Raw genomic sequence first — 25,664 nt, forward strand, 5'->3', positions numbered from 1 at the left:
GCGCCGCACCACCTCGTGGTCGTCCACCAGAACCACCCGGATCACACCCATACCCCTCAGCACCCCTCACCGCCGCCGACCGGACCCCCCGGCCGTTAAGCCATCATCTTTCGCGAAAAACCATCAAAACACGGACCCCGCCCGAAGAGGCCCGCGGATCACCGTCGACCAGGAACGGATGAGGCCGGTCCGGTCGCCGATTCTCCCGAAGGCGGTGACGGTCCGGCGCGGCCCTTCGTCCCGCCGCGGTGTGGCCCTGGACCGCGGCAAGGAGGGCCGGAGGTCTCCGGCCGCCGGGACCTTCGGCCTCTGTCGCGGACGCCCGTCCCGCGGTCGGATGAAAGCCGATCCCGGGAGGTGCGGCATCGTGACAACGCATACGGCGCGTCCGGCCGGTCTGAAGCGTCCGCTCGCCGGGCGGTCCGCCTGGCGGCGGCTGGACGGCCTGCAGAACCGCGTGGTCAACCCGGTGGTGCGATGGCTGCTCCGCTCCACGCTGCACGACCTGCTGAGCGGCTCGGTGCTGCTGCTGACGGTTCGGGGCCGCCGGTCCGGGCGGCAGATCACCGTTCCCGCCGGCTACGTGGAGCGAGACGGAGAACTGCTGCTGATCAGCCACCGGACGCGGCGGTGGTGGCGCAACCTGCACGACGGGGCGCCGGTCCGCGTGCTGCTACGGGGCCGGGAATGGAACGGCACCGCACGCGCGTCCCTGGAGAGCGGGCGGATCCTGGACACCCTCATGGCGATGGCCGCGGACCGTCCGGCCGGAGCCGCCCGGTCGGCCTGGGCCCGGGACGGGGTAGCGATCCGCATCAGCCTGCGCGCCCCGCTCCCCCGCGCCCGCGCCACCGGCCTGTGGCGGCGCTGGTTCTGCGCCGCCGCGATCGGGGGAACCGCGGGCTTCGCCGTTCCCGCGGTGGTCGCCGCCCTGGTCGCCGACTCCTCCCGGCTCGGACCGCCGCCCCGGGCCGCGCTGATCGTCCTCGCCGGTCTGGGCGGAGGCGCCGCACTCGGCCTGGCCCAGGCCTGGGCTCTGCGCGCCGCCCTGCCCGCCGTACCGACCCGCGCCTGGGTACGGGCGACCGCGGCCGGCGCGGGGATCGCCTGGTCGGCCGGCGCGGTACCCGTGCTCCTCGGCGACACCGCGGCGGCCGTCGCCTGGCCGGTTCCCGCCGTCATGGGCGTGACGGCGCTGGCGTCCATGAGCCTGCTCCAGGTGGCGGTCCTGCGCGGCCGTCATCGCGGCCACCGCCACCGCGCCGGTCCGGATCCTGCGGGCAGGCCCCGGTCCCCGCTGCCGTGACCGGGACACGGTGCGGGCGCGAAGCGCGGCGGGCAGCCGGGAACGCCCCAGCATGGGAGCCGCGCCCCCGCTACGGCTCTACCACGGCACCGGACCCGGATCGTCTGCTCCCCGATCCAGACCCTGGCTCTGCCCCGGACCTTCGATCTGGTGCTGCTGATGTCGTTCGTCGTCGAGACCGCCGACGACGACCGCCTCGGCCGCGAACTCGGCCGGGCCGGACTGACCATCGCCGGATTCCTCGACGACGACCGCGGATGGGTGCGTGCCGTACCCCGCTGACCCACCTGCGCTCGGACGCCGGCGGGCCCGGCCCGGAACCGCCACCGGGCGTCATGTCCTCAGGCGCCGACCGCGGCCGCTCCACCGAGACGGCCCGTGCGGCCGGACGGCGGGTCAGCGGGGCCAGCCGTCCGGGTTCGAACACGACTCGCGCGAGATCCCCGATCCGGTGTCCGGGAAGCCCCCGTAACGCTCCTCGTACAGGTGGGCGAAGAAGTAGCACATCTCCTCGCATTCGGCGTCCGGCACCGCCTTCCGCGGATCGGCCGCCACCGCGGCGTGGAAATCGCGGCCCATCGCGACGATGAAGCCGCGCGCGTAGAGGAAGCCGTCATCGGAGCCGTCGGTGACCGCGTGGACGTCCGCGCGGTCGATGTCATGGAGCTTGCGCTCGGCCACCCGGTCGAGCGCCGTCAGCTCCTCCGCCGACAGCCCCTCGCCGAGGGAGGCGAGGTTGCCCAGGAAGTCCTCCAGAGCGGCTTCGACCAAGGAGAACGGCGGCACGCCGTGAAGCTCCTCGTCAGCGTCGGGCGTGCGATGCGCCAGCGCCCGCCGCGCCTGGCCGACGTCCGCCCCCAGGGGTGCCCACGCCGCCTCCACCAGGTCCCAGAAACGTTGCTCGTCCCCCGCCGGGAGCTGCCGGTCCTTCACCTTCGCCGCCTCTCTGACCTGTCCTGCGATCTGTGCCGATCACACAATCAGAAGGCACCGACAATGGCCGGCAACCCATCGACATATGTCAATATAGATGCTGGACGAAGCCGTCGGAGCGCCGCCCTGGGCAGGGAGAACGATGGAACCACTGGAGCTGCTGGAGTGCTGTGCGCCGCTGGCGCGCGAACCGATCGACGCCGAGCGGTCGACCGCCGTGGCGCGGGTGTTCAAGGCGCTGGGCGATCCGGTACGGCTGCGCATCATGTCGATCGTGGCCAGCCACGCCGACGGCGAGGCGTGCGTGTGCGACCTGACCGCGGCCTTCGAGTTGTCCCAGCCCACCATCAGCCACCACCTCAAGGTGCTCAAAGAGGTCGGGCTGCTCACCTCCGAGCGACGCGCCTCCTGGGTGTACTACCGGGTGGTGCCCGAGCGGCTGGCCGAGCTGTCGGCCCTGCTGAGCCTGCCCGCCGGCACGGCCGGAGCGGCCGCGTGACTCCGCTGCCGCGCCGGCTCCTGGCCGAGTTCCTGGGCACCGCTCTGCTGGTGGCGGTGGTGGTCGGCTCGGGGATCGCGGCACAGACCCTGTCCCCGGACGATGCGGGACTGCAGCTGCTGGAGAACGCTCTGGCCACGGTGCTCGGCCTGGGTGTACTGATCGTCGTGCTCGGGCCGGTCTCCGGCGCGCACTTCAACCCGGTGGTCTCGGCCGCCGAGTGGTGGCAGTCGCGCGGCTCCGGCACCGGGCTGGGCACCCGCGAGCTGGCCGCCTACGTGATCGCCCAGAGCGGTGGTGCGATCGGCGGGGCGGTGCTGGCCAACACCATGTTCGCCAGACCCGCGGTCAGCTGGGCGGCGACCGAGCGGGCCGCCGCCCACCTGTGGCTGGGCGAGGTCGTGGCCACCGCGGGCCTGGTCCTGGTCGTCTTCTGCCTGGTGCGGACCGGCCGCACCGCGGTCGCCCCGGCGGCGGTGGCCGGATACATCGGCGCGGCCTACTGGTTCACCTCCTCCACCGCCTTCGCCAACCCCGCCGTCACGGTCGGGCGGGCGTTCTCCGACTCCTTCGCCGGCATCGCCCCGGCCTCGGTGCCCGCCTTCGTCGCCGCGCAGCTGGCCGGCGGGGTGATCGGCCTGCTGCTGGTGGCCGGATTGTTCGGCCGTGCTCCGGCGGGCCGGGACCAGGAGGCGGTCATGCCGCATCCGGCGTCGCGGTCGTGACCGGCCGGACCCGTCTTCACCCGCCGCACCCGGCGGCCTGCGGAAAGGACTGCGAGAGATGAGCGACAAGCCCAGCGTGCTGTTCGTGTGCGTGCACAACGCCGGACGTTCCCAGATGGCCGCCGGCTGGCTGGCCCATCTGGCCGGAGACGCGATCGAGGTCCGCTCGGCCGGGTCCGCGCCCGCCGAGACGATCAACCCCGTCGCCGTGCGGGCGATGGCCGAGGTCGGCGTCGACATCACCGGCGCGCGTCCGAAGATCCTCACCACCGAGGCGGTCCAGGACTCCGACGCGGTGATCACCATGGGCTGCGGGGACGCCTGCCCGTTCTTCCCGGGCAAGCGGTACGAGGACTGGAAGCTGGCGGACCCGGCCGGCCAGGGCATCGAGGCGGTGCGGCCGATCCGCGATGAGATCCGCACCCGCGTCGAGAAGCTGATCGCCGACCTGCTGCCCGCCTGACGCCGCCGTCCGCGGTCCTCTCACCCGGTGCGGCCCGCGGGGCGGACGCGCCGGTCACGGGTGCGGTCGTACGAGGGTGAGCTCCAGGTCGGCCGGGCGGCCGGGAGCCGGTTCGCCCAGCGGCGCGAACAGGGCGCCGAGCCTGTTCACCGCCGCGGGGACGATCCGGTAGTAGACCCACGTACCACGCCGCTCGCCATCGATCAACCCCGCGGTGCGCAGCACCTTGAGATGGTGGGAGATGGTGGGAGCGGTCAGCTCGAAGGCGTCGGTCAGGTCGCACACGCACGCCTCGCCGCCCGCATGCGAGCCGATCATCGACAGCAGGCGCAGCCGGACCGGGTCGGCGACCGCCTTGAGCAGCACCGCCAGCTCGGCCGCCTCGCCCTCGCCCAGCGGCTCACGGGCGATCGGCGCGCAGCACTGAATCGTGACGGCGGTCATGCGTAGCCCCTTACTTAGAGATTCATCTAAATCATAGGCGATGGCAGGCGGCCGGGACCAAGCCCGCGGTCGTGCAGCCGGTGCCGCCGCGCCCACATCTCAGCCGGGCACGCCGCCGGTCGGCCTCCTCGCGGCGGCAAGCCCTCGGGACCCCTCGGGGCACGGAAGGGGCGTGTCCGCTGCACGGGCTCCCCTCCGGCGGCGCGGGGATCCCGCCACCGGAGAGTCCTGCCGGAGAGGTCCGCGGTCCGGGCGGAAGGTCACGGGTGGTGCCGGATGCGGCGGCCGGACACCTCAGCGGGAATGATCTTGACGTAGAGGTCGCGTTCGCCGCCCACCCAGGACTGCACGCCCGCCGCCTGCACGACCGCCTGCTCCTCGGCGGAGGTGACCAGGTGCGCGCCGCCCCGGATGAGCACGCTCCAACCCTCCCGGCCGGGGTCGTCGATCCGGTCGACCTCGAAGGCGACCTTGAACTCGACGCCTTCCACGCCGGTGCGCAGGTTCTCGTCGAACGGGCCGCCGGCGGCGGTGCGGAAGACCACGGCGTTGTCGTGCAGCAGGTAGTTGACCGGCAGGATCGCCGGCCCGCCGCCGTCGTCGAAGGCCACCCGGCCGACCCCGCCGGGGAAGATCAGATGCAGGCACTCGTTGGGATCGAGCCTCTCCAGCGAGGGCTTGTCGGCGGCGGAACCGCGCCCGGGCGGCAGCTCGACCGTGCCGCCGAGCAGTTCCTCGGGGGTCGTCTCCAGGGCGGCGGCCAGGCTCTGCACGGTCTCACTGGTCGGGGACGCCGCGGTCTCCTCCAGGTAGGCGAGGTAACCGGTGTCGATCCCGGCGCGCTCGGCCAGCTGCTCACGGCTGAGGCCGAGGTCCCCCCGCCGCGCGCCGACCCGCCTGCCGAGGTCGCCCGGGGCCGTGGTGTGTTCGCTCATGGACTTCTCCCAGTGGAAATACGGAAAACCAGCTCGGATTCGGATTCCTTCAGAGGTTCGGCGCACCCTGATCCGGATCTCCCCCGGGGCGGGGAACTCTAACCGGTGGGATGCCCGGCCCGGACGGCTCCGGGAGCCCTCCCGTCTCAAACGAGCGGCACGGGCTCGATGTTCATCGCTCCTCCCGGCGGGGCCGGACGACGGCGACCGGGCAGTGCGCGCGGTGCAGCACACCGTGGCCGACCGAGCCCAGCACCGCCGAGCCGTACGGGCCTCGTCCTCGAAGAGCCCCTCCAGCACCGGGCCGTAGCCCAGGATGCAAGCGGAGAACACCGGCATCTGCCAGGCGTGGATCGCCCGCAGCCGGACTCCGCGCAGCCCGGCCAGGCCGAGTCCCACCGAGCCGAGCACCAGTCCGGCGAAGCCGCCGACGCCCCTGCTGCCGACCGCGATCGTGCCGGCCCGCTCGGATTCGCTCTTCAGCGTCCCGACCACCGTCTTCAGTGCCGCGCCGCCGCGCGCGGCGTCCTCGGCCGCCCATTCCACCGCCGCCAGCGCGGGCGCGGATCCGTCGACGCCGGCAACGATCAGTCCGGCCATGACCGGCCTCCTCCCAGAGGATCCCTTTACCTTCGCCTCCATCGCACACCCGCAGGAGAGTCCCGGGCACCGGCCGAACGTCACCTGCCGCAAGGACCGACGTCTCCCGCGGATGCCTGCGCGAGCCCATGGCCGGCAGGCCCGCCCCGGCACCGGCCCGCCGTCCGGGTAAGGCAGGGCGACCACCCCTCCATTAATTAGGAATCCTGCCCAAGCGGTTGCGGGACGCAGTGAACAGGTGACGTCACGAGTTGATTTCGAGACTTGACCGCATCGATGGACCCACCTACCGTCCTTCTTGAGTTAGGAAACCTTACTAATACTCTGGCGGACGACGAACCCCCCACACCAGCCCATAGGAGACCCTCGTGCGCTTCGTCCCTCTCGCGGCGGCCGGGTTGCTGGCCCTGTCGCTGACCGCGTGCACCGCGGGCAAGGAGGCGCCGCCGCCGCTCGGCGCCCAGCCCGGACCCACCGCGAACGGCACCGGCCCGGCCGCCGACGCGCTGCCCCCCGCCACGCTGGAGCTGTGGCACGGCTTCTCCACCGACGTCGAGACGAAGGCGTTCGAGGAGGCGGTCGCGGGCTTCACGAAGAAGTTCCCGCAGATCAAGGTCACGATGAAGAAGGGCGTCCAGGACGACCGGATCACCCAGGCGATCCGCGGCGGCAAGGCGCCCGACGTGGCGGCCTCGTTCACCACCGACAACGTCGCCCAGTGGTGCAAGAGCGGCGCGTTCCAGAACCTCACCCCGGTCATCGAGCAGGACGGCATCGACCTGGGCGTGCTGCCGGCCGCGTCCCGTGCGTACACCGAGTTCGAGGGCAAGCGGTGCATGATGCCGCTGCTCGCGGACGCGTACGGGCTGTACTACAACAAGGCGCTCATGAAGGGCGCGCAGCCGCCGAAGACCTTGTCGGAGCTGACCGAGCTGACCAAGAAGCTCACGGTCCGCGACGCCGACGGGAACATCGAGGTCGCCGGGTTCATCCCGAGCTTCCAGTACTACGAGAACTCCCCCAGCCACCTCGGCCCCATGGTCGGCGCGAAGTGGTACAACGACGACGGCACCTCGGCCATCGGCTCCGACCCGGCGTGGAAGCAGCTCCTGCGCTGGCAGAAGGAACTGGTCGACTGGTACGGCTACGACAAGCTGGAGAAGTTCCGCAAGGGACTGGGCGACGAGTGGGGCGCCGAGCACCCGTTCTTCGAGGGCAAGGTCGCGATGATCCTCGACGGCGAGTGGCGCAACGCCATGATCGCCAACGACCCCGACGCCAAGGACATGGACTACGGCACCGCCCCGCTGCCCGTCGCCGACGACAAGCCCGACCTGTACGGCAGCGGCTTCACCGCCGGCACCGTGATCGGCGTGCCGAGAGGCGCCGCGCACCCGCAGCACGCCTGGGAGCTGGTCAAGCACCTCACCACCGACACCGGGTCGCTGGTGACGCTGTCGAACGCGCTGCGCAACGTGCCGACCACCAGGGCCGCCATGGAGCACCCGGACCTGGCCAGGGACGACGACTTCGCCACGTTCCTCGGCATCTTCACCCATCCCAAGACCTCGACGCTGCCGGCCAACGTCAACAGCGTCTTCAACCAGGACGCCTTCTCCACCTTCCTCACCCAGTGGGAGAAGGGCGCGGTCAAGGACCTCGACGCCGGCCTGGCCGGGGTGGACAAGCGGATCGACGACAAGCTGAAGCTCTCCGGGGGCTGATGATGGCCTCCACCCGCACCGCGCCGCCGCGCCGCCGGCGCGGCGGCGCGCCCTCCCCCGCTGCCCCCTCGCCGCACCGGCGGCGCGGCGAGGGGGCGCGCGCCCTCCTGTGGCTGTCGCCGTGGATCATCGGCGTCGCCGTCTTCTTCGTCTATCCGCTGCTGTCCACGGTGTACTTCTCCTTCCACCGGTACGACCTGTTCACGCTGGAGTTCGTCGGCCTGGACAACTACCGCTACGCCTTCTCCGACGCCCGCGTGCTGCAGTCGGCCCTGAACACCCTCTGGCTCGTGGTGTTCATGGTCCCGGCCCAGGTCCTGTTCGCGCTCGGCGTGGCACAGCTGCTGGCCAAGCTGAAGCGCGGCGGCGGAATCCTACGGACGATCTTCTATCTGCCGTCGCTGGTACCGGTGGTGGCGGGCACGGTCGCCTTCGTGTACCTGCTCAACCCGGCGACCGGCCCGGTCAACCAGGTGCTGGCGTGGTTCGGGATCACCGGCCCCGACTGGTTCGGCAGCGCCGCCTGGGCCAAGCCCAGCCTCACGCTGCTCGCCCTGTGGGGTGCCGGCAACACCATCATGATCTTTCTGGCGGCACTGCTGGACGTGCCCAGGCACCTGTACGAGGCCGCCGCGATCGACGGGGCTGGCGCCTGGCGGCAGTTCCGCAGCATCACGCTGCCGATGATCTCCCCCGTGCTGATGTTCTCGGCCGTCACCGGCGTGATCTACGCCGTGCAGTACTTCACCCAGGCGATGATCGCCTCCCGGGTGGCGTCCGGCGCAACCGACTCGGCCGGCAGCACGTTCACCCCCGGCTATCCGGACGGCTCCCTGCTCACCCTGCCCCAGCACCTGTTCCACACCGGTTTCCGCGACTGGTCGATGGGGCTGGCCTGCGTGCACGCGCTGCTGCTGTTCGCGGTCGCGATGCTGTTCACGCTGATCCTGCTGCGCCGGTTCGGCAAGGCGGAGGTGGCATCGTGAGACTCAGGCGCCGCCTGATGTGGATCGCCCGGCACGCGCTGGCCATCGCGCTCGCGCTGATGTTCCTCGGCCCGATCGTGCTCGTGGCGCTGACCGCTCTCATGACAGACGAGCAGGCGCTCACCAGCACGTTGTGGCCCGAGCGGTGGAACTGGTCCAACTTCGCCGACGTCTTCACCCACTCGGAGCTGCTCACCTGGACGGTCAACACGTTCGTCTACGCCTCGCTGGCGACGCTGTTCATGCTGGTGTCGTCCATTCCGGCGGCATACGCGCTGGCGCGCTTCCGCTTCCGGGGGCGCAAGACGGCGTTCCTCGTCGTGATCAGCACCATGATGCTGCCTCCGCAGGTCGTGGCGGTGCCGATCTACCTGGTGTGGGCGCGGCTGGACCTGACGGACTCGCTGTGGCCGCTGATCCTGCCGATGCTCTTCGGCGACGCCTTCTCGATCTTCCTGCTGCGCCAGTTCCTCATCACGATCCCGCGCGAGTACACCGAGGCGGCCACGGTGGACGGCTGCTCGGACGTGCAGATCCTGTTCAGGGTCATCCTGCCGATGGCCCGCCCCGCAGTCGCGGCGGTGGCACTGTTCTCGTTCTTCTACTGCTGGAACGACTACTACGGACCGCTGCTGTACGCCGGTGTCGACCAGGAGGGCTGGACCCTGTCGCTCGGACTGGCCACCTTCAAGGCCTTCCACAGCGTGCAGTGGAACCTCACCATGGCCGCCACCCTGCTGGTGACCGCCCCGGTGATCATCGTTTTCCTCTTCGCCCAGCGGGTCTTCATCGAGGGCGTGACATTGACGGGGGTGAAGGGGTGAAACCCGCCGTGGCCGGGGACGGCTCGACGTGCACACCCGGGCCGGTCGGCGGGTCCGCGCGGTCGGGGGAGGACCCGCCGCCGACCGGGCCGCCGCCGGAGCCCGGCCGTACGCACCCGCCCCGGGCGGGATCGCGGTGAGGACGGTCCTGGCGGTGGACGGCGGCAACAGCAAGACCGACCTCGCGCTGGTGGCCGGGGACGGAACGGTGCTCGCCACGGGCCGGACCGGCCCGTTCGTGCCGCAGAGCGCCGGCGTGAGCGCCGCCGCCGACGTGGTGGAGCGGGGAGCCGGCGCGCTGCGCGACGGCATGGCCGCGCCGTACGCCGACGTGATGGCGGCCTTCCTGGCCGGAGCCGACTTCCCTCCCGAGGAGGAGGCGCTGCGCGCGGAGTTCCGGGCGCGCGGCTGCGCGGGCGAGGTGTCGGTGGCCAACGACGCCTTCGCGGTGCTGCGCGCGGGCGCCTCGCAGCCGTGGGGCGTCGTCGTGGTGTGCGGAGCCGGCATGAACGCCGCCGGGGTCTCCCCGTCGGGCGAGGTGGCGCGCTTCCCCGCGCTCGGCAGGCGGAGCGGCGACTGGGGCGGCGGCGAGGACCTGGCCGACCTGGTGCTCTGGCACGCCGCCCGGATGGAGGACGGGCGCGGCCCGGCGACGGCTCTGGCGGAGCTGGTCGTCACGCACTTCGGCACCACCGGCGTCGCGGAGGTGGTGCTCGCCCTGCACTTCGGCGAACTGGACCCGGTCCGGCTGCACGAACTGGTGCCGGGCCTGTTCGCCGTCGCGGCCGACGGCGACTCCGTGGCCAGGGGCGTGGTCGCGCGGCAGGCCGAGGAGGTGGCCGTGATGGCCGAGGTGTGCCTGGAGCGGCTCGACCTGCTGGACACGCCTGCCGAGGTGGTGCTCGGCGGGAGCGTGCTGACCGCCCGGGACCCGTACATGCACGGCCTGATCGAGGCCGCGGTCGGCGCGGCCGCGCCGCTCGCGCGGGTCGTGGTCGGCTCCCTCCCGCCTGTCGCGGGCGCCGCCCTGGCGGGACTCGACCTGCTCGGTGCGGCCGAGACCGCGCGGACCCGGGTTCGTGAACACTTCAGGAGGAACAGATGAGAAGACTGGTCCCTGCCGCACTCGCGCTGGCGCTGCTGGCGTCCGCGAACGTCGCCCCCGCCCAGGCGGACCCGCCCGGGCTCATCCGGGTGGACCAGGTCGGTTACCGGCCGGGCGAGAGCAAGCACGCCTACCTGATGACCCGCGGCCGGGCGGGGCGGTTCGCCGTGGTCGACCGCCGCGGGCGGGTGGCGCTCAGCGGGCAGGCGGGCCCCGACCGGGGCGCCTGGAACGACCGCTACCCGCACGTCTACGACCTCGACCTGACCCGGCTGCGCGTCCCCGGCCGCTACCGGATCAAGGCCGGTGGGGCGACATCGGCCGAATTCGAGATCGCGCCGTCGCGGAATCCCGCGGCCGGGGTGCTGGGCTTCTTCGGCCTGCAGCGCGACGGCGCCGACGCGCTGCGCAGACCGAGCCACCTCAACGACCGGGCCGCCTCCGTCTACGGCTGGCCCGAGTTCACCGGCCCCGACACCGACCAGATCAAGGGCGAGCTGACGAGGATCGGCGGCCCGGTCGACGTCGAGGGCGGCTGGTTCGACGCGGGCGACTACCTCAAGTTCACCCACATCCTGGCGTACGTGGACACGCTGCTGTGGGCCGCGCAGCGGGATGGGAGGGCGCCCGGCCGCGCCCTGCGGGACGAAGCAGTCCATGGTCTGAAATATCTGGACAAGATGTGGGATGAGAAGTCGAAGACCCTCTACATCCAGGTCGGCATCGGCGCAGGCAACGCCGAGGGCACGTTCGTCGGCGACCACGACATCTGGCGCCTGCCCGAGGCCGACGACGGTGACGACGCCGAAGGGCACCGGTTCATCCGCCACCGCCCGGTCTTCCGCGCCGCCGCCCCCGGCGAGCCGATCAGCCCGAACCTGGCCGGACGCACCGCCGCCGCCTTCGCCCTGGCCGCCCAGCTCGAACCGTCCCGCCGGCACGCCGCCCACCTGCTCGACCAGGCCGCCTCCGTCTACGCGATGGCCAGGACCACCGGCGTGGACCGGCTGGTCACCTCCCTGCCGCACGCCTTCTATCCCGAGAGCGTCTGGCGCGACGACATGCAGCTCGGCGCCGCCGAGCTGGCCCTGGCCGCGCAGCGCCTGCGCGACCCGCGCGCCGGGCGGTGGCTGGCGGAGTCGGCCCGCTGGGCGCGCGGCTACCTCGACAAGGAGCAGGGCGACACGCTCAACCTGTACGACGTGAGCGCCCTGGCCCACGCCGACCTCGTCAAGGCCATGCGGGCCGCCGGGACCGGCGGGCTCGCCGTCACCGAGGCCGACCTGGTCGCCGGGCTCCAGGCCCAGCTCGACATCGGCGCCCGCCGCTCCGCCACGGACCCGTTCCGCGCCGGAGCGCGGTACGACACGTTCGACTCGGTCCCGCACGCGTTCGGCCTGGCCGCCACCGCGCACCTGTACCGGTCGGTGACCGGCGACCGCGCCTACGACGCCTTCGGCACCCAGCAGCGCAACTGGGCACTCGGCGCGAACCCGTGGGGGGTGTCCTTCATCGCCGGGTCGGGCGAGAACGCGATCCGCTGCCCGCACCACCAGATCGCCAACCTCACCGGCGAACCCGCCACGGGCGCGGTCGTCAACGGACCCAACGGCGCGAGCCTGTTCGAGGGCGGCCTGGGCGGGCACTTCGAGGAGATGCCGCCCTGCCCGCCGGACGGCGCGGACCGCTACGAGGGGTTCACCGGGCACGGCAGCCGCTTCGTCGACGACGTGCGCTCCTGGCAGGCCTCCGAGCCGGCCGACGATTTCGCGGCGATCGCCCTGTACGCTCTCACGTTGGCGTCGACGTGACGCCCCTCACGCGGAGGTGACGTGAAACCCCCTGTCCACGGGACGCCGAGGCTGATGCGCGCGATCAACGAACGCGCCGCGCTGCGCATCCTGCTGGAGAAAGGCCCGCTGACCCGCCCCGAGCTGAGCGAGCTGACCGGCCTGTCCAAGCCGACGGCGTTCCAGCTCCTGGCCCGCCTGCAGGAGGCGGGCCTGGTGGTCAACGACGGCGTCCGGGCGGGCCAGCCCGGACGTACGGCCGAGGTGTACCGGGTCAACGCCGCCGCCGCGTACGTGGCCGCACTGGACGTCACACCCGAGCGGATCGGCGTACAGGTGGCCGACATCACCGGCGCCGTCGTCGGCGAGGCCGGCCCGCCCGCCCCCTCTCCGGAGGGCGGCGGCCTGGCCGAGCGGCTGCGGGCGGCGATCGGGGCGGCACGGCCGCCCGGTCCGCTGCGCCGCGTCGTCATCGGCGTGCAGGGCGCCGTCGACCCCACGACCGGCAGGCTCGACTACGCCACCGCCGAGGACATGCCCGGCTGGCAGATCCCCGACCTGGTGCCCACGCTCGGCGACGGGCTCGGCGTCACCGTCGACGTGGAGAACGACGTCAACCTCGTCGCCCTCGCCGAGCAGGCGCACGGCGCGGCGACCGGCTGCCCGGACTTCGTGCTGCTCTGGGCCGACGAGGGGCTCGGCGCCGCCCTCGTGATCGGCGGTCGGCTGCACCGCGGATTCTTCGGCGGCGCCGGCGAGGTGGGGTACATGCCCGTCCCCGGCGCGGCCACGGCCCGCGACGGCGGCCGGTTCGCGCACCACGGCTACCAGGCGCTGGTCGGCGGGCCGGCGGTGCAGGACCTGCTGCGCTCGTACGGCGTGCACGGGACCGACTTCCGGGAGTCGGTGGCGGCCGCTGTGCGCCTGGCCGAGGGCACCGGGAGGGCCGCCGAGGAGGCGGCCGCCGGCCTGCGGACGGTGGCCGCCCGGGTCGCCCTCGGTCTGGCGACCATCGCCTCGGTCGTCGATCCGGGTCTCGTCGTGCTGGCGGGGAACCTGATGTCCGTCGGAGGCGAGCGGCTGCGCGACCTCGTCGAGCGCGAGCTGCGGGTGCTCGGCGTCGAGCGGCTGCGGGTGCGGCTGTCCGCCGTCCGGGGCAACCCGGTGCTGGTGGGCGCGATGGACCTGGCACTCGCCCGGGTCAGGGACGAGGTGTTCGGGCAGGCCACCCGCGACGGCGGCCCGGCCGCCGCGGCGGGCCGCTGAGGTCCGGAGCCTTGCACCGAGCCGGGACCGCATCCGCACTCCGGACGACTTCTGACCGCGCCTCCCGCCTGATCGGCCTGGCCGGCGTTCTCGCCCCGCACGCGCCGGCCAGGCGATCCCGCTCCGGCGGCATATCGTCCGGCCCCGGGGGCACGGGGAGCGCATGGTCACCACTTCCGCTCTCCGCCGCTGGGCCGTGCTGCCGGTCTTCCTGGTCGCCGTGGCGCTGGTCGCCGTCACCGGGTCGCTGGCCGCCTCCGGTTCCGGCGCCGAGTACCTGGCGCTGGAGCGTCCCGCGTGGGCGCCGCCGCAGTGGCTGTTCGGGCCCGTCTGGACGGCGCTGTACGTTCTGATCGCCGTAGCGGGCTGGCTGGCCTGGACGGCGCGGGGCTGGTCGAGTGCCCTGACCGCCTATGCGGTGCAACTGGTGCTCAACACTGCGTGGACCCCGCTGTTCTTCGCCGCCGGGCAGTACGGCCTGGCCTTCGCCGAGATCTGCCTGCTGTGGATCGCCATCGTGGCCACCATGGCGCTGATGTGGCCGATCAAGCGTCCGGCCGCGCTGCTGATGGCCCCCTACCTGGTCTGGGTCACCTACGCCGGCGCGCTGAACCTGGCCGTATGGCAGCTCAACTGAGGCTCGGAAGAGCCGCCGGGCCGGCATCAGCGCCGGAGCGGTCATTCATCCCGCGGGCGCCGGAACTCCGGCCGCAACGTGGCGGATCACCGTGCCGGCCCGGCGAGTACGCCGGTGACAGCGCGTCCGGCGCTCGCCGGGCACCACTCTGATCTGCTTTTTTACACACCGCTCGGGGCGTGGCACACCCTCCGCATGATCTCGGCGGGATACAGGTGACTCCAACCGGGTGCAGGCGGCGGACGGGAATGCGCATGAGCGAGGGACGGGTTCCACATGACGAAGAGGAGCGCCTGCGGGAGCTCGACGAGCTCGGTGCTCTCGACGTCCTGGCGGAACCGGTTTTCCAGGCGATCGCCGAGTTGACCGCGTACGTCTGCCAGGCGCCGATCGCTCTGGTCAACCTGTCGGGCCGCGATCGGCAGTACTTCAAGGGCCACGTCGGCACCAGCTCCACCGATATGGACCGGCGAGTGCGGTTCTGCCCCTACACCATCGAGATCCGCCGGCTGCTGGAGGTGCCCGACGCTCTGGCCGACGCGCGCTTCCGCGACGACCCCGTGGTCTCCGGAGAGCCGTACGTGCGCTTCTACGCGGGTGCCCCCATGATCAGCAGCCGGGGCCACGCCCTGGGCGTGGTGTGCGTCTTCGATCACCGGCCCCGCCGGCTGGCGACCGCCCAGCACCGGGCGCTGAACATCCTCGCCGTGTGCGCCACCGCGTTGCTGGAACTGCATCACCACGGCCGTCAGGCCGACGAGCTCATAACTCGGCTGCGCGAGGTGGCCGAGCTGAAGAACCAGTTCCTTCGAACGGTCAACCACGAGCTGCGCACTCCGCTCACCTCGATCCGCAGCTATCTTCAGCTGATCCAGGAAGGGGACCTGGACGGACCCACCGAGCGGAACTTCCTGGCCGTGATCGACAGCAACAGTGAGCGCATCCTGCATCTGATCGATGAACTGCTGCTGGTGGCCAGCCTCAACGCCCGCACCGCGGCTTTCCGGCCGCAGCGATGCGACCTGTCCCGGCTGGCCCGCTCTGCCATCGACGCGGCCGCCACCAAAGCGCGGAACAAGGGTCACGATCTTGTCCTGGACGCCCCGGCCGAGGTGACGGTCTGGGCGGACGAGCAGCGAATGCAACAGGTGATCGCTCAACTGCTGGACAACGCGGTCAAGTTCACCTCCGGTGGCGGCACGATCACGGTGACCGTTCGCGCCGACCCCCTCCCCACCCTGGAGGTCCAGGACACCGGTATCGGCATCTCGCCGGATGCCGTGGGGCGCGTCTTCGAGGATTTCTACCGCGCTCCCGAAGCCGAAGAGCAGGCGATCGGCGGTACCGGTCTGGGACTGCCCATCGTCTCCAAGATCGTCCGGATGCACGGAGGGAGCGTGGCGATCGACAGCCGGCCGGGAGAAGGCACTCGGGTGCGGCTGACCTTACCCTGTCCGCCACCGGAGCCGCAGTGAACGCAAGGCGGTCGGCCCGCCCCGGCGGTGGCTCGACCCCGGACGGCGTTCCGGTCACAGCGGGACGCTCCAGCACAGGCGGGTGCCGCCCTCCTCCCTCGCCGCGGCCTCGAAGGAGCCGCCCGCCTGAACGGCCCGCTCCTCGAGGTTGCGCAGGCCGCTGCGCCTGCCGTCGGGCGGCAGGCCGACCCCGTCGTCCCGCACGACCAGCGTCAGCCGCCCGCCGGCGACCTCCACCGACACGTCGGCCTTGCTCGCCTTGGCGTGGCGCACCAGGTTGGACAGCGCCTCGCGCAGCACCGCCAGCAGGTGCTCGGTGACCGGCTCGGGCACCTGGTTGTCCAGCGGACCCTCCATCCGCAGGCCCGGCATGAAGCCCAGGTGCCCGCGGGCCCCCTCGACCAGCTCCACGATCTGCGCCCGCAGGCTGGGCGCGGCCTCATCGCCCGTCGTCTGCAGGGCGAAGATGGTCGAGCGGATCTGCCGGATCGTCTCGTCCAGCTCGTTGATCGCGTTCTGCAGGCGCCCGGATGCCTCGGGGCGCTCCACCAGCCGCACCGTGCTCATCAACGTCATCGCCACCGCGAACAACCGCTGGATGACCACGTCGTGCAGGTCCTTGGCGATCCGGTCGCGGTCCTCCAGCAGCCCCAGCCGCTCGGCGTCCTTACGCGTCTCGGCCAGCTCCAGCGCGATCGCGGCCTGCCCGGCGAACGCCGCCAGCATGCGCAGATCAGCCTGGCTGAACGGACTGCGTCCCGGCTTCTTGACCAGGGCCAGCACCCCGCGCACTGCCCGGGCCGCCCCCAGCGGCACCAGCAGCCCGGGACCGAACCCCGACTCGCGCAGCGGAGAGATCCGATAGGGGACGTCCTGCAGGTTGGCGTAGTTCGCCGGCTCACCACCGGTGAAGACCGCGCCCGCCGCCGATCCGTCGACCGGGAACACCGTCTCGCGCACCGCATCGGCCGCGGAACCTTCGGAGATCTCCACACGCAGCGTCTGTCCGCCGGCATCGGGCAGCAGGACCTGGGTCAGGTCGGCGTCGGTCATCTGCCGCGCCTGGCGGGCGATCAGCGTGAGCACCTCCTCGGGCCCGGCCCCCGACAGCAGGCTGGTCGTGACCTCCGACGAGGCCTGCAGCCAGGTCTCCCTGCGCCGGGTCTCCTCGTACAGCCGGGCGTTCTCGATCGCCACACCGGCCGCGGTGGCCAGCGCCACCACGATCGCCTCGTCCTCTTCGTCGAACTCCCCACCACCGCGTTTCTCGGTCAGGTACAGGTTGCCGAACACCTCCTCACGCACCCGCACCGGCACCCCCAGGAACGACCCCATCGGAGGGTGGCCGGGCGGGAACCCGTACGACTCCGGATGGTCGGAGATGCGCGCCAGCCGCAGCGTCTGCGGCTCCTTGATCAGCAGACCGAGCAGGCCCAGCCCGTGCGGCCAGTGCTCGATCGCCGCGATCTCCTCCTCGCTCAGCCCGACGGGGACGAACTGCACCAACGTGCTCTCCTCCCCCACCACGCCCAGCGCGCCGTAGGAGGCGTCCACCAGTGTGGTCGCCGTCGCCACGATCCGCCGCAGCACCGTCTCCAGATCCAGATCACTGCCGACCGACACGACCGCGTCCATCAGCGCGTGCACCCGGTCGCGGGTGGCCAGCACCGCCGCCAGCCTGCCCTGCAACTCCGCCAGCAGCTCATCCAGCCGCATCCCCGGCAGCAGCGTCCGCGACTCGTTCTCCGTCATGCAGGAAGTTTCGCACCGAACCCGTGCCGGTTCCCACCCTGCTCCTGCGGGGTGGGAACCGGCTGCCGGGCCGTGGCGCTCCTTCAGGAGGGGACGGCGTGCCGTCCTTCGGTGGTGGCCGTGTGGTACCGCCGACCGTCAGCCGACCTCCGGTGGCGGAAAGACCAGCCGACGATCAGGGGCCGGTTCCCGGCCCGGAGGTCATCGTGGCGGGACGACGACCAGCGGGCAGACCGCGTGGTGCAGCAGCGAGTGGCTGACCGACCCGAGCAGCAGACCGGTCAGGTCGCCGCGCCCGCGCGAGCCCACGACCAGCAGGCCCGCCCGGGCAGCGGCGTCCTTGAGCACGTCCACCGGGTGGCCGTTGACCGCCTGCGCGGTGACCTTGACGTCCGGATAGCGCTCACCCCAACCGGCCAGCGCCTCGGCCAGCACCCGCTGCTCGTCGCCTTCCTGCCGTGCGGCGCTCTCCAGCAGGTGCGGCGCCCCCTCGATCACGGGCCCGCTCCAGGCGTGCACCGCCCGCAGCCCGACCCCGCGCGCCGAGGCCTCGGCGAAGGCGAGGGCGAGCGCGTCGGCTCCCACCGGCGAGCCGTCGACCCCGACCACCACCGGGCCCTCCGGCACAGACCGCTCCTGCCCGGCGGGCGCGGCACGGACCACGGCCACCGGGCAGGCGGTGTGCCCGCACACGCCCAGCGCCACCGAACCCGCCAGCATGCCCAGGAAGCCGCCCAGCCCGTGGCTGCCGACCACCAGCAGCTCCGCCTCTCCGGTGACCTCGATCAGGCCCCGCCTCGGATCGCCCGGCAGCAGCAGCGACTCCACCTCCACCGGCAGTCCCTCGGCTCGGGCCCGCTCCACCCCTTCGGCCAGCATGCCGGCGGCGCCGTCGCGCATCCACCGCCCCACATCGGCGTGCGGCACGTCCTCGGGCATCTCGAACGCCCAGGCCGGCATGACGTGCACGACGCGAAGCCGCGCACCGCGCAGTCCGGCCTCCCGCACCGCCCAGCCCACCGCCTCCAGAGCGGCGTGCGAGCCGTCGACCCCCACAACGATCATGATGTCCTCTTCCAGTCGTTCACGGTGCCGCGAGCGGGGCCTGCCCGTCTTCCCGACCGCCCCGGCGGCCTCGCCACGGGTGCGCTCGCGGCCCCTGAGCCGGACGTAGCCGGGGATCCCGGCCATCAGCAGCGGCGAACCCCGTAGACGACCTCATACCCGCAGCCGTCGACGGTGCACGATGCGGACGACGGCGGTGACGGCCGTGCCGATGGCCATGGCGCGCGGGATGGTCTTCTCCGGGTTCTCGACGTCCTCGGCCGGCACGGCGGCCGAGGACGTCAGGCGCGCGGTGAGCGGACCACGGCCACGGCGCTGCGGGCGTGGTGCAGGACGCCCCGGCTGACCGAGCCGAGGGCCAGCGACCCGAGGGCTCCCCGGCCGTGGGAGCCCACAACGAGCAGGTCCGCCCCCTCCGAGGCCGCGCTCAGCGCTTCGACCGGGTGCGCGGACCGGACGTCCTCGACCACCTTCACCTGCGGATACGTCTCCCGCCACGATGCGAGTTTGCCGGTCGCGACCTGGTGCTGGGCCTGCCGGACCTCGTCCATGTCGTAGACGATCTCCGGAGCGTAGGCGTGCACCGGCGCCTGCCAGGCATGGACCGCCCGCAGCGTGGCACCGCGGAGCGCGGCCTGCTCGAAGGCGTAGGCGAGGGCCGGATCGCACTCGGGCGAGTCGTCGACGCCGACGACGACCTCCCCGCGGACGGTCCGCGGGCCGGGGTGGACGACGACCACGGGCCCGCGGGCGTGCCCGGCCACGTGCATGCTCACCGAGCCGAGCACGGCACCGGCGAATCCGCCCAGGCCCCTGCTGCCGATCACGATCTCGGCGGCGTCGGCGGCCTGATCGCGCAGGACAACGGCAGGCGCCCCCTCGGCCATCCGGGTGGTGACCTCGATCTCCGGCTGCCGCTTGCGGGCGAGGGCTCCGGCCTCCGCCAGGACCTGTTCCGCGTTGCGGGTCAGGGCGTCGCCCCACTGGCGGGTGGAGAACTTCGGGATGTCGTACGGCGAGCGGTCCAGGGCGAAGACGACACGCAGCGAGGTGTGCATGCGCGCCGCGTCATCGGCGGCCCACTCCACGGCGGCCGAGCCGGCGGCCGAACCGTCGGTACCCACGACGACAGGGTCGGACATGGCTTTTCTCCTTTACTCTTCCGTGAGCTCTTTCTCATCCCAGCTCTGCGGCGTCGCACCGGCCAGGGCCGATGGGCCCACGACCGCGGGCCCATCGGCCGTAGCCGCCCGCCCAGGCGGATGGACGACCGGTGAGGTCACCGCGTCGGCGCTCGGCAGGATCGCTGCCCGGACTCTCTGCCGACCGGAGCGGCACCGGGCCGGTCGCTACGCGATCCGGTGGACGCCGGCCTGGCATGCCGCGGCCAGCGACACGCCCCAGAGGCGGGCCCGCTCACCCTCCCCGTCCAGCAGGGGTCCCGGCGTGTCGGAGACGTAGAAGCTCTGCGATCCGGTCAGGATCGCGAAGCCGCGCCTGTGCAGGAGTTTCTCGGCGCCCCGCCGGGCCGAGCCGGGGATCCAGCGGTTGTCGATCCGGGTGTCGAACGCCGCGGCGGCCACGTCCTGAGCCCCGCCGGTCAGAGTGGTGAGCCACTCGCGCAGTCCGCCCCCTCTGGACACCAGGCCGCGGGGAGCCTGCTGGGCGGCTGACTGCCGGGTGGCGGGCCGGCTCATGCCGAAAGCGTGGGTGGGCCCGCCGACGACGAGCAGATCCACGCCTTCGGGGACGGCCTTCGGGGCCTCACCGACCTCGACGAGGTCCACGTCCATGCGGGTGGACAGGCCCTCGGCGATCGCCTCGGCGATCGTCTGAGTGTTACCGAACATCGACTCGAATACGACGAGCGCGCGCATGGGAGTTCATCTCCTTTGCCTGCACCCTTCCAGAGGGTGGATCCCGAGGGCCGGTCCGGCCTCCTGCCGTTCACCTCCAGCGTTTCGCCCACCGCTCCGCGCGTGAAGGGGCCGACGGTCCCCGCTGGGGGGACCAAAGGCCCGCCGGCCGAGTACGGCGGGCGGAGCCGATGATCTGCGGTGCCGGCCGGGGCCGTCATGCACGGGCCTGCTCCTCGCGGGGACGGCCCAGGCGCAGCAGGTCGCACAGGAACGGGGTGGCCAGGCCCGCAGCCAGCGCCATGGCCCAGCCGAGCGGCGGCAGCGCCGTCAGCGCGAGCAGCGCGCCGAGCGCGGGCACCAGCGTCACCAGCACCTGCAGCACCAGGGTGGCGGCGACCGCGGTCAGTACGGCGCGCCCGCGCCACCAGCCGTGCTCGAACGTCCAGCGGCGGGCGCGGGTGACGTAGGCCAGGGTGAGCCGGGCGAAGACGAGGGCCAGGACGGCCTGGGCGCGGACCTGCTCGTCGCTCCAGCCCAGGCCGCGCGCGACCTCGACGGCGGCGAAGACGAGTGCGCCGATGAGCAGCGCCCGCGCCGCGATGCGGGTGACGGTCTGCCGGGAGAGCAGGCCGCCCCGGCGGGGGCGCAGGGCGAGCGGGTCGCCGGCGGGCCGGTCGACGCCCAGGGCGATGGCGGGGATGCCGTCCAGGACCAGGTTGATCCAGAGCAGGTGGACCGGGAGCAGCGGGATGACGAGCTCGGGCCAGAGCAGCAGGCCGGCCAGGACGAGGAAGATTTCGGCGAGGTTCCCGGTGAGCAGGTAGCCGATCATCGAGGCGACGTTGTGGTGGAGTCGGCGGCCTTCGCGGATCCCGGTGACGATGGTGCCCAGCTCGCCGTTGGTGACGACGACGGCGGCGGCCTCGCGGGCCACGTCGGTGCCTTCGTCGCCGGCCATGGCGACGCCGACGTCGGCATGGCGCAGCGCGGGGGCGTCGTTGACGCCGTCGCCGGTCATGGTGACGATCTCGCCGTGCTCGCGCAGGGCGCGCACCAGGTCGAGTTTGGTGGCCGGGTCGACGCGGGCCAGCACCCCGGCCTCGCGCAGCAGCGCACGGCGGGCGGCGCCGTCCGCGCCATCCGTGCCCGCGCCATCCGTGCCCGCGCCGTCCAGGGACGCGCCGGTGACGACCGGGTCGGGCTCGATGCCGACGTCGGCGGCGACGGCGCGGGCGGTGTCGGCGTGGTCGCCGGTGACCATCACGACGCGGATGCCCGCGGCGCGGCAGTCGGCCACGGCCTGGCGGGCCGAGGGGCGGATCTCGTCGCTGAGGGCGACCAGCCCGGCCGGGGCCAGCCCGGTGGCGTCGAGGTCGTCGGTCTCGGCGGTGGCCAGGGCGAGGACCCGCAGGCCGCGGCCGGCCAGTCCGGATACGGCGACCGCCAGCCGGTCTATCTCCGGGCCGGGCGCGCAGCGGTCCAGGACCACCTCGGGTGCGCCCTTGACGGTCAACAGCGGTCCGCCGCCGGTGGCGGTGATCACGGTCATGGAGCGGGTCTCGGCGTCGAAGGGGCGCTCGGCCAGGCGCTTCTCACCGGGCGGCAACCGTACCCCGCGGGCGGTCGCGGCGGCCTGCAGGGCGACGTCGACGGCGTCGCCGAGACCGTCGCGGGCGTCGTTGCAGCGCAGCGCGGCCCGCCACAGACCGGTGCCGTCGGCGGTGGGAGCGGTCACCTGATCGGCGGCAGTGGAAACGGTCACCTGATCGGTGACGGTGAGGCGTCCGGTGGTCAGCGTGCCGGTCTTGTCGGTGGCGATGACGGTGGTCGCGCCGAGCGCCTCGATCGCCGAGAGCCTGCGGACGATCACGCCGAGCTTGGCCATGCGCTGCGAGCCGAGGGCCATGGCGGTGGTCACCGCCGCGGCCAGGCTCTCGGGGACGGCGGCGATGGCCAGGGCGACCCCGGCCAGGATGATGTCCAGCAGCGCGGCCTGGCCCTGGCTGACCCGGGTCAGGCCGATCAGCACCATCACGGTGCCCGCGGCCAGGGCCAGGACACCGATGCGCCGGGAGGCCTGGGCCAGGTCCCGCTCCAGAGGACCCTTTCCGCCGCCCTCCAGCGCGGCGGCGATGCGGCCCATCTCGGTGTCCGCGCCGGTCCGCATCACCAGCGCGGTCGCCGAGCCGCGCACGATGAGCGTTCCGGAGAACAGCTCCCCCTTGCGGTCGCCGAGCGGCGTGCCGTCCGCGGCGGGCCCGGAGGGGTGCTTGTTCGCCGACAGGGACTCCCCGGTGAGCATGGACTCGTCGGCGGCCAGCGCGCCGGCGGCCAGGACGCGGGCGTCGGCGGGCACGCGGTCCCCGGCGGCGACCTCGACGACGTCTCCGGGCACGACCTCGGCGGCGGGGATACGCCGCAGCACCCCGTCGCGCCGGACCTTGGCCATCGGCGCGGTGAGCGTGCGCAGCGCGCGGACCGCCTGGTCGGCCTTGCTCTCCTGGGTGACTCCGATGACGACGTTGACCACCAGGATGGCGACGATGGCCACGCCCTCGGGGATCTCGCGCAGCACGAGCAGAGTAATCAGGCCGGCAATGAGCAGCAGGACCGAGAGCGGGTCGGCGAGCTGGCGGGCCGCGCGGGCGGCCATCGTCGGCGGCTCGGGCTGCGGCAGCGCGTTGGGCCCATGCTCGGTCAGCAGCCGTGTCGCGGCCTCCTGCGAGAGCCCGTGCGAAACCTTCACCTCGACGTCTTCCATGGATTCAGTAGATCACCGGAGGTGCCGCGGGGCCCGGACCGAACGGCACCTCCTCGAAGGACCTTCGGCCCCGGTCGGACGCACGGGACCGAAGCCCTCCGGGGCGAAGGTTCACGCCGGTGCCGGCCTGCCGGCTACTGCGTCCAGGTCCAGTTGCGGATCTCGGCGGGGTCCTCGCCGTACTCGCGGGTGTGGGCACGGGCGTGCAGGCGGGTGTCGGACATCTGCTGGCGCAGGTGCGCGGCGGTGGTGCCCAGGCCGGGGACCCGGTCGATGACGTCGATGACCAGGTGGTAGCGGTCGATGTCGTTGAGCATGGCCATGTCGAAGGGCGTGGTGGTGGTGCCCTCCTCCTTGTAGCCGCGGACATGGATGTTGTGGTGGCCGGCGCGGCGGTAGGTGAGGCGGTGGATCAGCCACGGGTAGCCGTGGAAGTTGAAGATGACCGGCTTGTCGGGGGTGAACAGGGCGTTGAACTCGGCGTCGGGCATGCCGTGCGGGTGCTCCGACGGCGGCTGCAGGCGCATCAGGTCCACGACGTTGATGACGCGGACCTTCAGCTCGGGCAGGTGCTCGCGCAGCAGCGCGGCGGCGGCGAGGGTCTCCAGGGTGGGCACGTCGCCGGCGCAGGCCAGCACGACGTCGGGTTCGGCTCCGGCGTCGTTGGAGGCCCAGTCGATGATGCCCAGGCCGCGGGTGCAGTGCACGACGGCCTCGTCCATGGTGAACAGGTCCAGGACGGGTTGCTTGCCGGCGACCACGACGTTGACGTAGTCGCGGGAGCGCAGGCAGTGGTCGCCGACCGACAGCAGGGTGTTGGCGTCCGGTGGCAGGTAGACGCGCACCACGTCGGCTTTCTTGTTGACCACGACGTCCAGGAAGCCGGGGTCCTGGTGGCTGAAGCCGTTGTGGTCCTGGCGCCAGACGTGGGAGGACAGCAGGTAGTTGAGTGAGGCGACCGGACGGCGCCAGGGGATGTCGCGGCAGGCGTCGAGCCATTTGGCGTGCTGGTTGAACATGGCGTCGACGATGTGGATGAAGGCCTCGTAGCAGTTGAACAGGCCGTGGCGGCCGGTGAGCAGGTAGCCTTCCAGCCAGCCCTGGCACAGGTGCTCGGAGAGCACTTCCATGACGCGTCCGCCGGGGGCCAGGTCGGTGTCGCCGGGCAGGAGTTCGGCGTTCCAGGCGCGGCCGGTGGCCTCGAAGACCGCGCCGAGCCGGTTGGAGGCGGTCTCGTCGGGCCCCATCAGGCGGAAGGTCTGAGGGTTGGCGGCCATGATGTCGCGCAGGAAGGTGCCCAGCACGCGGGTCGGTTCGGTCAGCTGGGCGGCGGGGGCTTTGACCTCCACGGCGTAGGTGCGGAAGTCGGGGATGGCCAGCGGGCGCAGGATCTCTCCGCCGTTGGTGTGCGGGCTGGCGCTCATCCGGCGGGGTCCGGCCGGTACCAGCTGCAGGATCTCGGGTGTCGGGCGGCCGTCGGTGTCGAAGAGTTCTTCGGGCCGGTAGGAGCGCATCCACTGCTCCAGCGTCGCGCGGTGGGCGGCGTCGTCGCGGACGGCGGCCAGGGGGACCTGGTGGGAGCGCCAGGTGCCTTCGACGCGGACGCCGTCGACCTCGCGGGGGCCGGTCCAGCCCTTGGGAGACCGCAGAATGATCATGGGGAGGCGGTCGGCGTGGCCGTTCTTGAACTCGGCGATCTGGTCGAAGACGGTGTTCAGGGTGTCTTGCATGAGCTGGTGCATGGTGGCGGGGTCGTCGCCGGCCACGATGTGCGGGCGGTAGCCGTACCCTTCCATGAGTTTGACCAGCTCGGTTTCGGGGATGCGGGCCAGCACCGTCGGATTGGCGATCTTGTAGCCGTTCAGGTGCAGGATGGGCAGGACGGTGCCGTCGCGGTAGGGGTCGAGGAACTTGTTGGAGTGCCAGCTGGCGGCCAGCGGTCCGGTCTCGGCCTCGCCGTCGCCGATGATGCAGGCGACCACCAGGTTCGGGTTGTCGAAGGCGGCACCGTAGGCGTGGGCCAGGGCGTAGCCGAGTTCGCCGCCTTCGTGGATGGAGCCGGGGGTCTCGGGGGCGACGTGGCTGGGTACGCCGCCGGGGAAGGAGAACTGGCGGAACAGCCGGCGCATGCCGTCGGCGTTCTGCGGGATGTCGGGGTAGCGGTCGGTGTAGGAGCCTTCCAGCCAGGCGTGGGCGACCGCGGCGGGGCCGCCGTGGCCGGGCCCGGCGATGTAGATCATCTCTTGGTCGCGTTCCAGGATGACCTGGTTGAGGTGGGCGAAGCAGAAGTTCAGGCCGGGGGTGGTGCCCCAGTGCCCCAGCAGGCGGGGCTTGACGTGCTCGGCGGCCAGGGGTTCGTTCAGCAGCGGGTTGTCCAGCAGGTAGATCTGCCCCACCGACAGGTAGTTGGCGGCGCGCCAGTAGGCGTCGATCCTCTGAAGTTTCTCCATGGGACTCACGGTGCCCGCATTTTCCTTGATCACATAGGGGATTTGGTCCCTGCTCGACAAGACTC

The 25,664-nt window shown here is 72.4% G+C and carries 24 protein-coding genes; 13 read left to right on the top strand and 11 right to left on the bottom strand.

Features of this window, described 5'->3' with window-relative positions; translation table 11 throughout:
- Window positions 1-367: 367 nt before the first annotated feature.
- Together FHS22_RS34465 and FHS22_RS38695 are read left to right on the top strand one after the other, a co-directional pair.
- A complete protein-coding gene (locus FHS22_RS34465) occupies window positions 368-1,306 on the top strand; it encodes a nitroreductase/quinone reductase family protein (RefSeq protein ID WP_221474499.1) in 939 nt (312 codons plus the stop codon).
- Between the two features lie 150 nt (window positions 1,307-1,456).
- Complete coding sequence (locus tag FHS22_RS38695; RefSeq protein WP_260408585.1) at window positions 1,457-1,588, top strand: hypothetical protein; 132 nt, start codon at window positions 1,457-1,459, stop codon at window positions 1,586-1,588.
- 114 nt (window positions 1,589-1,702) lie between these two features.
- Here the strand turns inward: FHS22_RS38695 and FHS22_RS34470 are convergent, their stop codons facing one another.
- Window positions 1,703-2,239: a DUF4240 domain-containing protein gene (locus tag FHS22_RS34470; protein ID WP_184948399.1), complete on the bottom strand. Its 537-nt coding sequence runs from the start codon at window positions 2,237-2,239 to the stop codon at window positions 1,703-1,705.
- A gap of 142 nt (window positions 2,240-2,381) precedes the next feature.
- Here FHS22_RS34470 and FHS22_RS34475 point away from each other — a divergent pair, with 142 nt between their 5' ends.
- The 3 genes from FHS22_RS34475 to FHS22_RS34485 are packed head-to-tail and all read left to right on the top strand — an operon-like array spanning window position 2,382 to window position 3,926.
- Window positions 2,382-2,738: an ArsR/SmtB family transcription factor gene (locus FHS22_RS34475; protein ID WP_184948400.1), complete on the top strand. Its 357-nt coding sequence runs from the start codon at window positions 2,382-2,384 to the stop codon at window positions 2,736-2,738.
- Window positions 2,735-3,463: an aquaporin gene (locus FHS22_RS34480; RefSeq protein WP_221474500.1), complete on the top strand. Its 729-nt coding sequence runs from the start codon at window positions 2,735-2,737 to the stop codon at window positions 3,461-3,463. The genes FHS22_RS34475 and FHS22_RS34480 overlap by 4 nt, the downstream gene beginning before the upstream one ends.
- A 58-nt stretch (window positions 3,464-3,521) precedes the next feature.
- The gene (locus FHS22_RS34485) at window positions 3,522-3,926 is read left to right on the top strand and encodes an arsenate reductase ArsC (RefSeq protein ID WP_184948401.1); all 405 of its coding nucleotides are present in this window, start codon (window positions 3,522-3,524) and stop codon (window positions 3,924-3,926) included.
- A gap of 54 nt (window positions 3,927-3,980) precedes the next feature.
- On the opposite strand, the gene FHS22_RS34490 is transcribed toward FHS22_RS34485, so the two are convergent.
- The 3 genes from FHS22_RS34490 to FHS22_RS39475 all read right to left on the bottom strand — a co-directional run bounded on the left by FHS22_RS34490 (window position 3,981) and on the right by FHS22_RS39475 (window position 6,035).
- The gene (locus FHS22_RS34490; RefSeq protein ID WP_184948402.1) at window positions 3,981-4,370 is read right to left on the bottom strand and encodes an ArsR/SmtB family transcription factor; all 390 of its coding nucleotides are present in this window, start codon (window positions 4,368-4,370) and stop codon (window positions 3,981-3,983) included.
- 260 nt (window positions 4,371-4,630) lie between these two features.
- Window positions 4,631-5,305 carry a helix-turn-helix domain-containing protein gene (locus FHS22_RS34495; RefSeq protein WP_184948403.1) on the bottom strand — a complete coding sequence of 225 codons (675 nt, stop codon included), beginning with the start codon at window positions 5,303-5,305 and terminating at the stop codon, window positions 4,631-4,633.
- Between the two features lie 172 nt (window positions 5,306-5,477).
- On the bottom strand, window positions 5,478-6,035 hold the full coding sequence (locus tag FHS22_RS39475) for a universal stress protein (protein ID WP_338048087.1): 558 nt from the start codon (window positions 6,033-6,035) through the stop codon (window positions 5,478-5,480).
- A 238-nt stretch (window positions 6,036-6,273) separates the two neighbouring features.
- Between FHS22_RS39475 and FHS22_RS34505 the strand changes: the two genes are divergently transcribed.
- The 8 genes from FHS22_RS34505 (at window position 6,274) to FHS22_RS34540 (ending at window position 15,712) form a co-directional block, all read left to right on the top strand.
- A complete protein-coding gene (locus FHS22_RS34505) occupies window positions 6,274-7,629 on the top strand; it encodes an extracellular solute-binding protein (RefSeq protein WP_184948404.1) in 1,356 nt (451 codons plus the stop codon).
- Window positions 7,629-8,615, top strand: a complete 987-nt coding sequence (locus FHS22_RS34510; protein ID WP_260408586.1) for a carbohydrate ABC transporter permease — start codon at window positions 7,629-7,631, stop codon at window positions 8,613-8,615. The genes FHS22_RS34505 and FHS22_RS34510 overlap by 1 nt, the downstream gene beginning before the upstream one ends.
- Window positions 8,612-9,439 carry a carbohydrate ABC transporter permease gene (locus FHS22_RS34515; RefSeq protein WP_338048088.1) on the top strand — a complete coding sequence of 276 codons (828 nt, stop codon included), beginning with the start codon at window positions 8,612-8,614 and terminating at the stop codon, window positions 9,437-9,439. The genes FHS22_RS34510 and FHS22_RS34515 overlap by 4 nt, the downstream gene beginning before the upstream one ends.
- Window positions 9,440-9,467: 28 nt before the next feature.
- Entirely contained in the window at window positions 9,468-10,544 is a 1,077-nt protein-coding gene (locus FHS22_RS34520; RefSeq protein ID WP_338048089.1) for an N-acetylglucosamine kinase, read from the top strand.
- Window positions 10,541-12,355 carry a glycoside hydrolase family 9 protein gene (locus FHS22_RS34525; RefSeq protein WP_184948405.1) on the top strand — a complete coding sequence of 605 codons (1,815 nt, stop codon included), beginning with the start codon at window positions 10,541-10,543 and terminating at the stop codon, window positions 12,353-12,355. The genes FHS22_RS34520 and FHS22_RS34525 overlap by 4 nt, the downstream gene beginning before the upstream one ends.
- Before the next feature lie 21 nt (window positions 12,356-12,376).
- Window positions 12,377-13,600 carry an ROK family transcriptional regulator gene (locus FHS22_RS34530; RefSeq protein WP_338048090.1) on the top strand — a complete coding sequence of 408 codons (1,224 nt, stop codon included), beginning with the start codon at window positions 12,377-12,379 and terminating at the stop codon, window positions 13,598-13,600.
- A 163-nt stretch (window positions 13,601-13,763) separates the two neighbouring features.
- On the top strand, window positions 13,764-14,237 hold the full coding sequence (locus FHS22_RS34535) for a TspO/MBR family protein (RefSeq protein WP_184948406.1): 474 nt from the start codon (window positions 13,764-13,766) through the stop codon (window positions 14,235-14,237).
- A gap of 254 nt (window positions 14,238-14,491) precedes the next feature.
- On the top strand, window positions 14,492-15,712 hold the full coding sequence (locus FHS22_RS34540; protein WP_184948407.1) for a GAF domain-containing sensor histidine kinase: 1,221 nt from the start codon (window positions 14,492-14,494) through the stop codon (window positions 15,710-15,712).
- A gap of 54 nt (window positions 15,713-15,766) precedes the next feature.
- Here the strand turns inward: FHS22_RS34540 and FHS22_RS34545 are convergent, their stop codons facing one another.
- The 7 genes from FHS22_RS34545 to FHS22_RS34575 form a co-directional block, all read right to left on the bottom strand.
- Window positions 15,767-17,464 (bottom strand): sensor histidine kinase, encoded by a 1,698-nt coding sequence (locus tag FHS22_RS34545; RefSeq protein ID WP_184948408.1) that lies wholly within the window; start codon window positions 17,462-17,464, stop codon window positions 15,767-15,769.
- A gap of 201 nt (window positions 17,465-17,665) precedes the next feature.
- The gene (locus tag FHS22_RS34550) at window positions 17,666-18,529 is read right to left on the bottom strand and encodes a universal stress protein (RefSeq protein ID WP_184948409.1); all 864 of its coding nucleotides are present in this window, start codon (window positions 18,527-18,529) and stop codon (window positions 17,666-17,668) included.
- A gap of 153 nt (window positions 18,530-18,682) precedes the next feature.
- Window positions 18,683-18,796 carry an APC family permease gene (locus FHS22_RS38700; protein WP_184948410.1) on the bottom strand — a complete coding sequence of 38 codons (114 nt, stop codon included), beginning with the start codon at window positions 18,794-18,796 and terminating at the stop codon, window positions 18,683-18,685.
- A 14-nt stretch (window positions 18,797-18,810) separates the two neighbouring features.
- The gene (locus FHS22_RS34560; protein ID WP_184948411.1) at window positions 18,811-19,671 is read right to left on the bottom strand and encodes a universal stress protein; all 861 of its coding nucleotides are present in this window, start codon (window positions 19,669-19,671) and stop codon (window positions 18,811-18,813) included.
- Between the two features lie 207 nt (window positions 19,672-19,878).
- The gene (locus tag FHS22_RS34565; RefSeq protein ID WP_184948412.1) at window positions 19,879-20,406 is read right to left on the bottom strand and encodes a flavodoxin family protein; all 528 of its coding nucleotides are present in this window, start codon (window positions 20,404-20,406) and stop codon (window positions 19,879-19,881) included.
- Window positions 20,407-20,602: 196 nt separating this feature from the next.
- Window positions 20,603-23,149, bottom strand: coding sequence for a cation-translocating P-type ATPase (locus FHS22_RS34570; RefSeq protein ID WP_184948413.1), 2,547 nt, complete (start codon window positions 23,147-23,149; stop codon window positions 20,603-20,605).
- 134 nt (window positions 23,150-23,283) lie between these two features.
- Window positions 23,284-25,599, bottom strand: a complete 2,316-nt coding sequence (locus tag FHS22_RS34575) for a phosphoketolase family protein (protein WP_184948414.1) — start codon at window positions 25,597-25,599, stop codon at window positions 23,284-23,286.
- Between the last annotated feature and the right edge of the window lie 65 nt (window positions 25,600-25,664).

Origin of the sequence: Thiemannella venezuelensis, from assembly GCF_014203605.1 — a bacterium.
GTDB classification, from domain to species: domain Bacteria; phylum Actinomycetota; class Actinomycetes; order Streptosporangiales; family Streptosporangiaceae; genus Planomonospora_A; species Planomonospora_A venezuelensis.

What these genes read in the sequence shown, in the direction of transcription:
- FHS22_RS34575 (WP_184948414.1), bottom strand. Translation starts at nt 25,599, where the DNA reads ATGGAGAAACTTCAGAGGATCGACGCCTACTGGCGCGCCGCCAACTAC.
- FHS22_RS34485 (WP_184948401.1), top strand. Translation starts at nt 3,522, where the DNA reads ATGAGCGACAAGCCCAGCGTGCTGTTCGTGTGCGTGCACAACGCCGGA.
- FHS22_RS34535 (WP_184948406.1), top strand. Translation starts at nt 13,764, where the DNA reads ATGGTCACCACTTCCGCTCTCCGCCGCTGGGCCGTGCTGCCGGTCTTC.
- FHS22_RS34490 (WP_184948402.1), bottom strand. Translation starts at nt 4,370, where the DNA reads ATGACCGCCGTCACGATTCAGTGCTGCGCGCCGATCGCCCGTGAGCCG.
- FHS22_RS34560 (WP_184948411.1), bottom strand. Translation starts at nt 19,671, where the DNA reads ATGTCCGACCCTGTCGTCGTGGGTACCGACGGTTCGGCCGCCGGCTCG.
- FHS22_RS34525 (WP_184948405.1), top strand. Translation starts at nt 10,541, where the DNA reads ATGAGAAGACTGGTCCCTGCCGCACTCGCGCTGGCGCTGCTGGCGTCC.
- FHS22_RS34570 (WP_184948413.1), bottom strand. Translation starts at nt 23,149, where the DNA reads ATGGAAGACGTCGAGGTGAAGGTTTCGCACGGGCTCTCGCAGGAGGCC.
- FHS22_RS34545 (WP_184948408.1), bottom strand. Translation starts at nt 17,464, where the DNA reads ATGACGGAGAACGAGTCGCGGACGCTGCTGCCGGGGATGCGGCTGGAT.
- FHS22_RS34565 (WP_184948412.1), bottom strand. Translation starts at nt 20,406, where the DNA reads ATGCGCGCGCTCGTCGTATTCGAGTCGATGTTCGGTAACACTCAGACG.
- FHS22_RS34550 (WP_184948409.1), bottom strand. Translation starts at nt 18,529, where the DNA reads ATGATCGTTGTGGGGGTCGACGGCTCGCACGCCGCTCTGGAGGCGGTG.
- FHS22_RS34495 (WP_184948403.1), bottom strand. Translation starts at nt 5,305, where the DNA reads ATGAGCGAACACACCACGGCCCCGGGCGACCTCGGCAGGCGGGTCGGC.
- FHS22_RS34510 (WP_260408586.1), top strand. Translation starts at nt 7,629, where the DNA reads ATGATGGCCTCCACCCGCACCGCGCCGCCGCGCCGCCGGCGCGGCGGC.
- FHS22_RS34540 (WP_184948407.1), top strand. Translation starts at nt 14,492, where the DNA reads ATGAGCGAGGGACGGGTTCCACATGACGAAGAGGAGCGCCTGCGGGAG.
- FHS22_RS39475 (WP_338048087.1), bottom strand. Translation starts at nt 6,035, where the DNA reads ATGGGCTCGCGCAGGCATCCGCGGGAGACGTCGGTCCTTGCGGCAGGT.
- FHS22_RS34475 (WP_184948400.1), top strand. Translation starts at nt 2,382, where the DNA reads ATGGAACCACTGGAGCTGCTGGAGTGCTGTGCGCCGCTGGCGCGCGAA.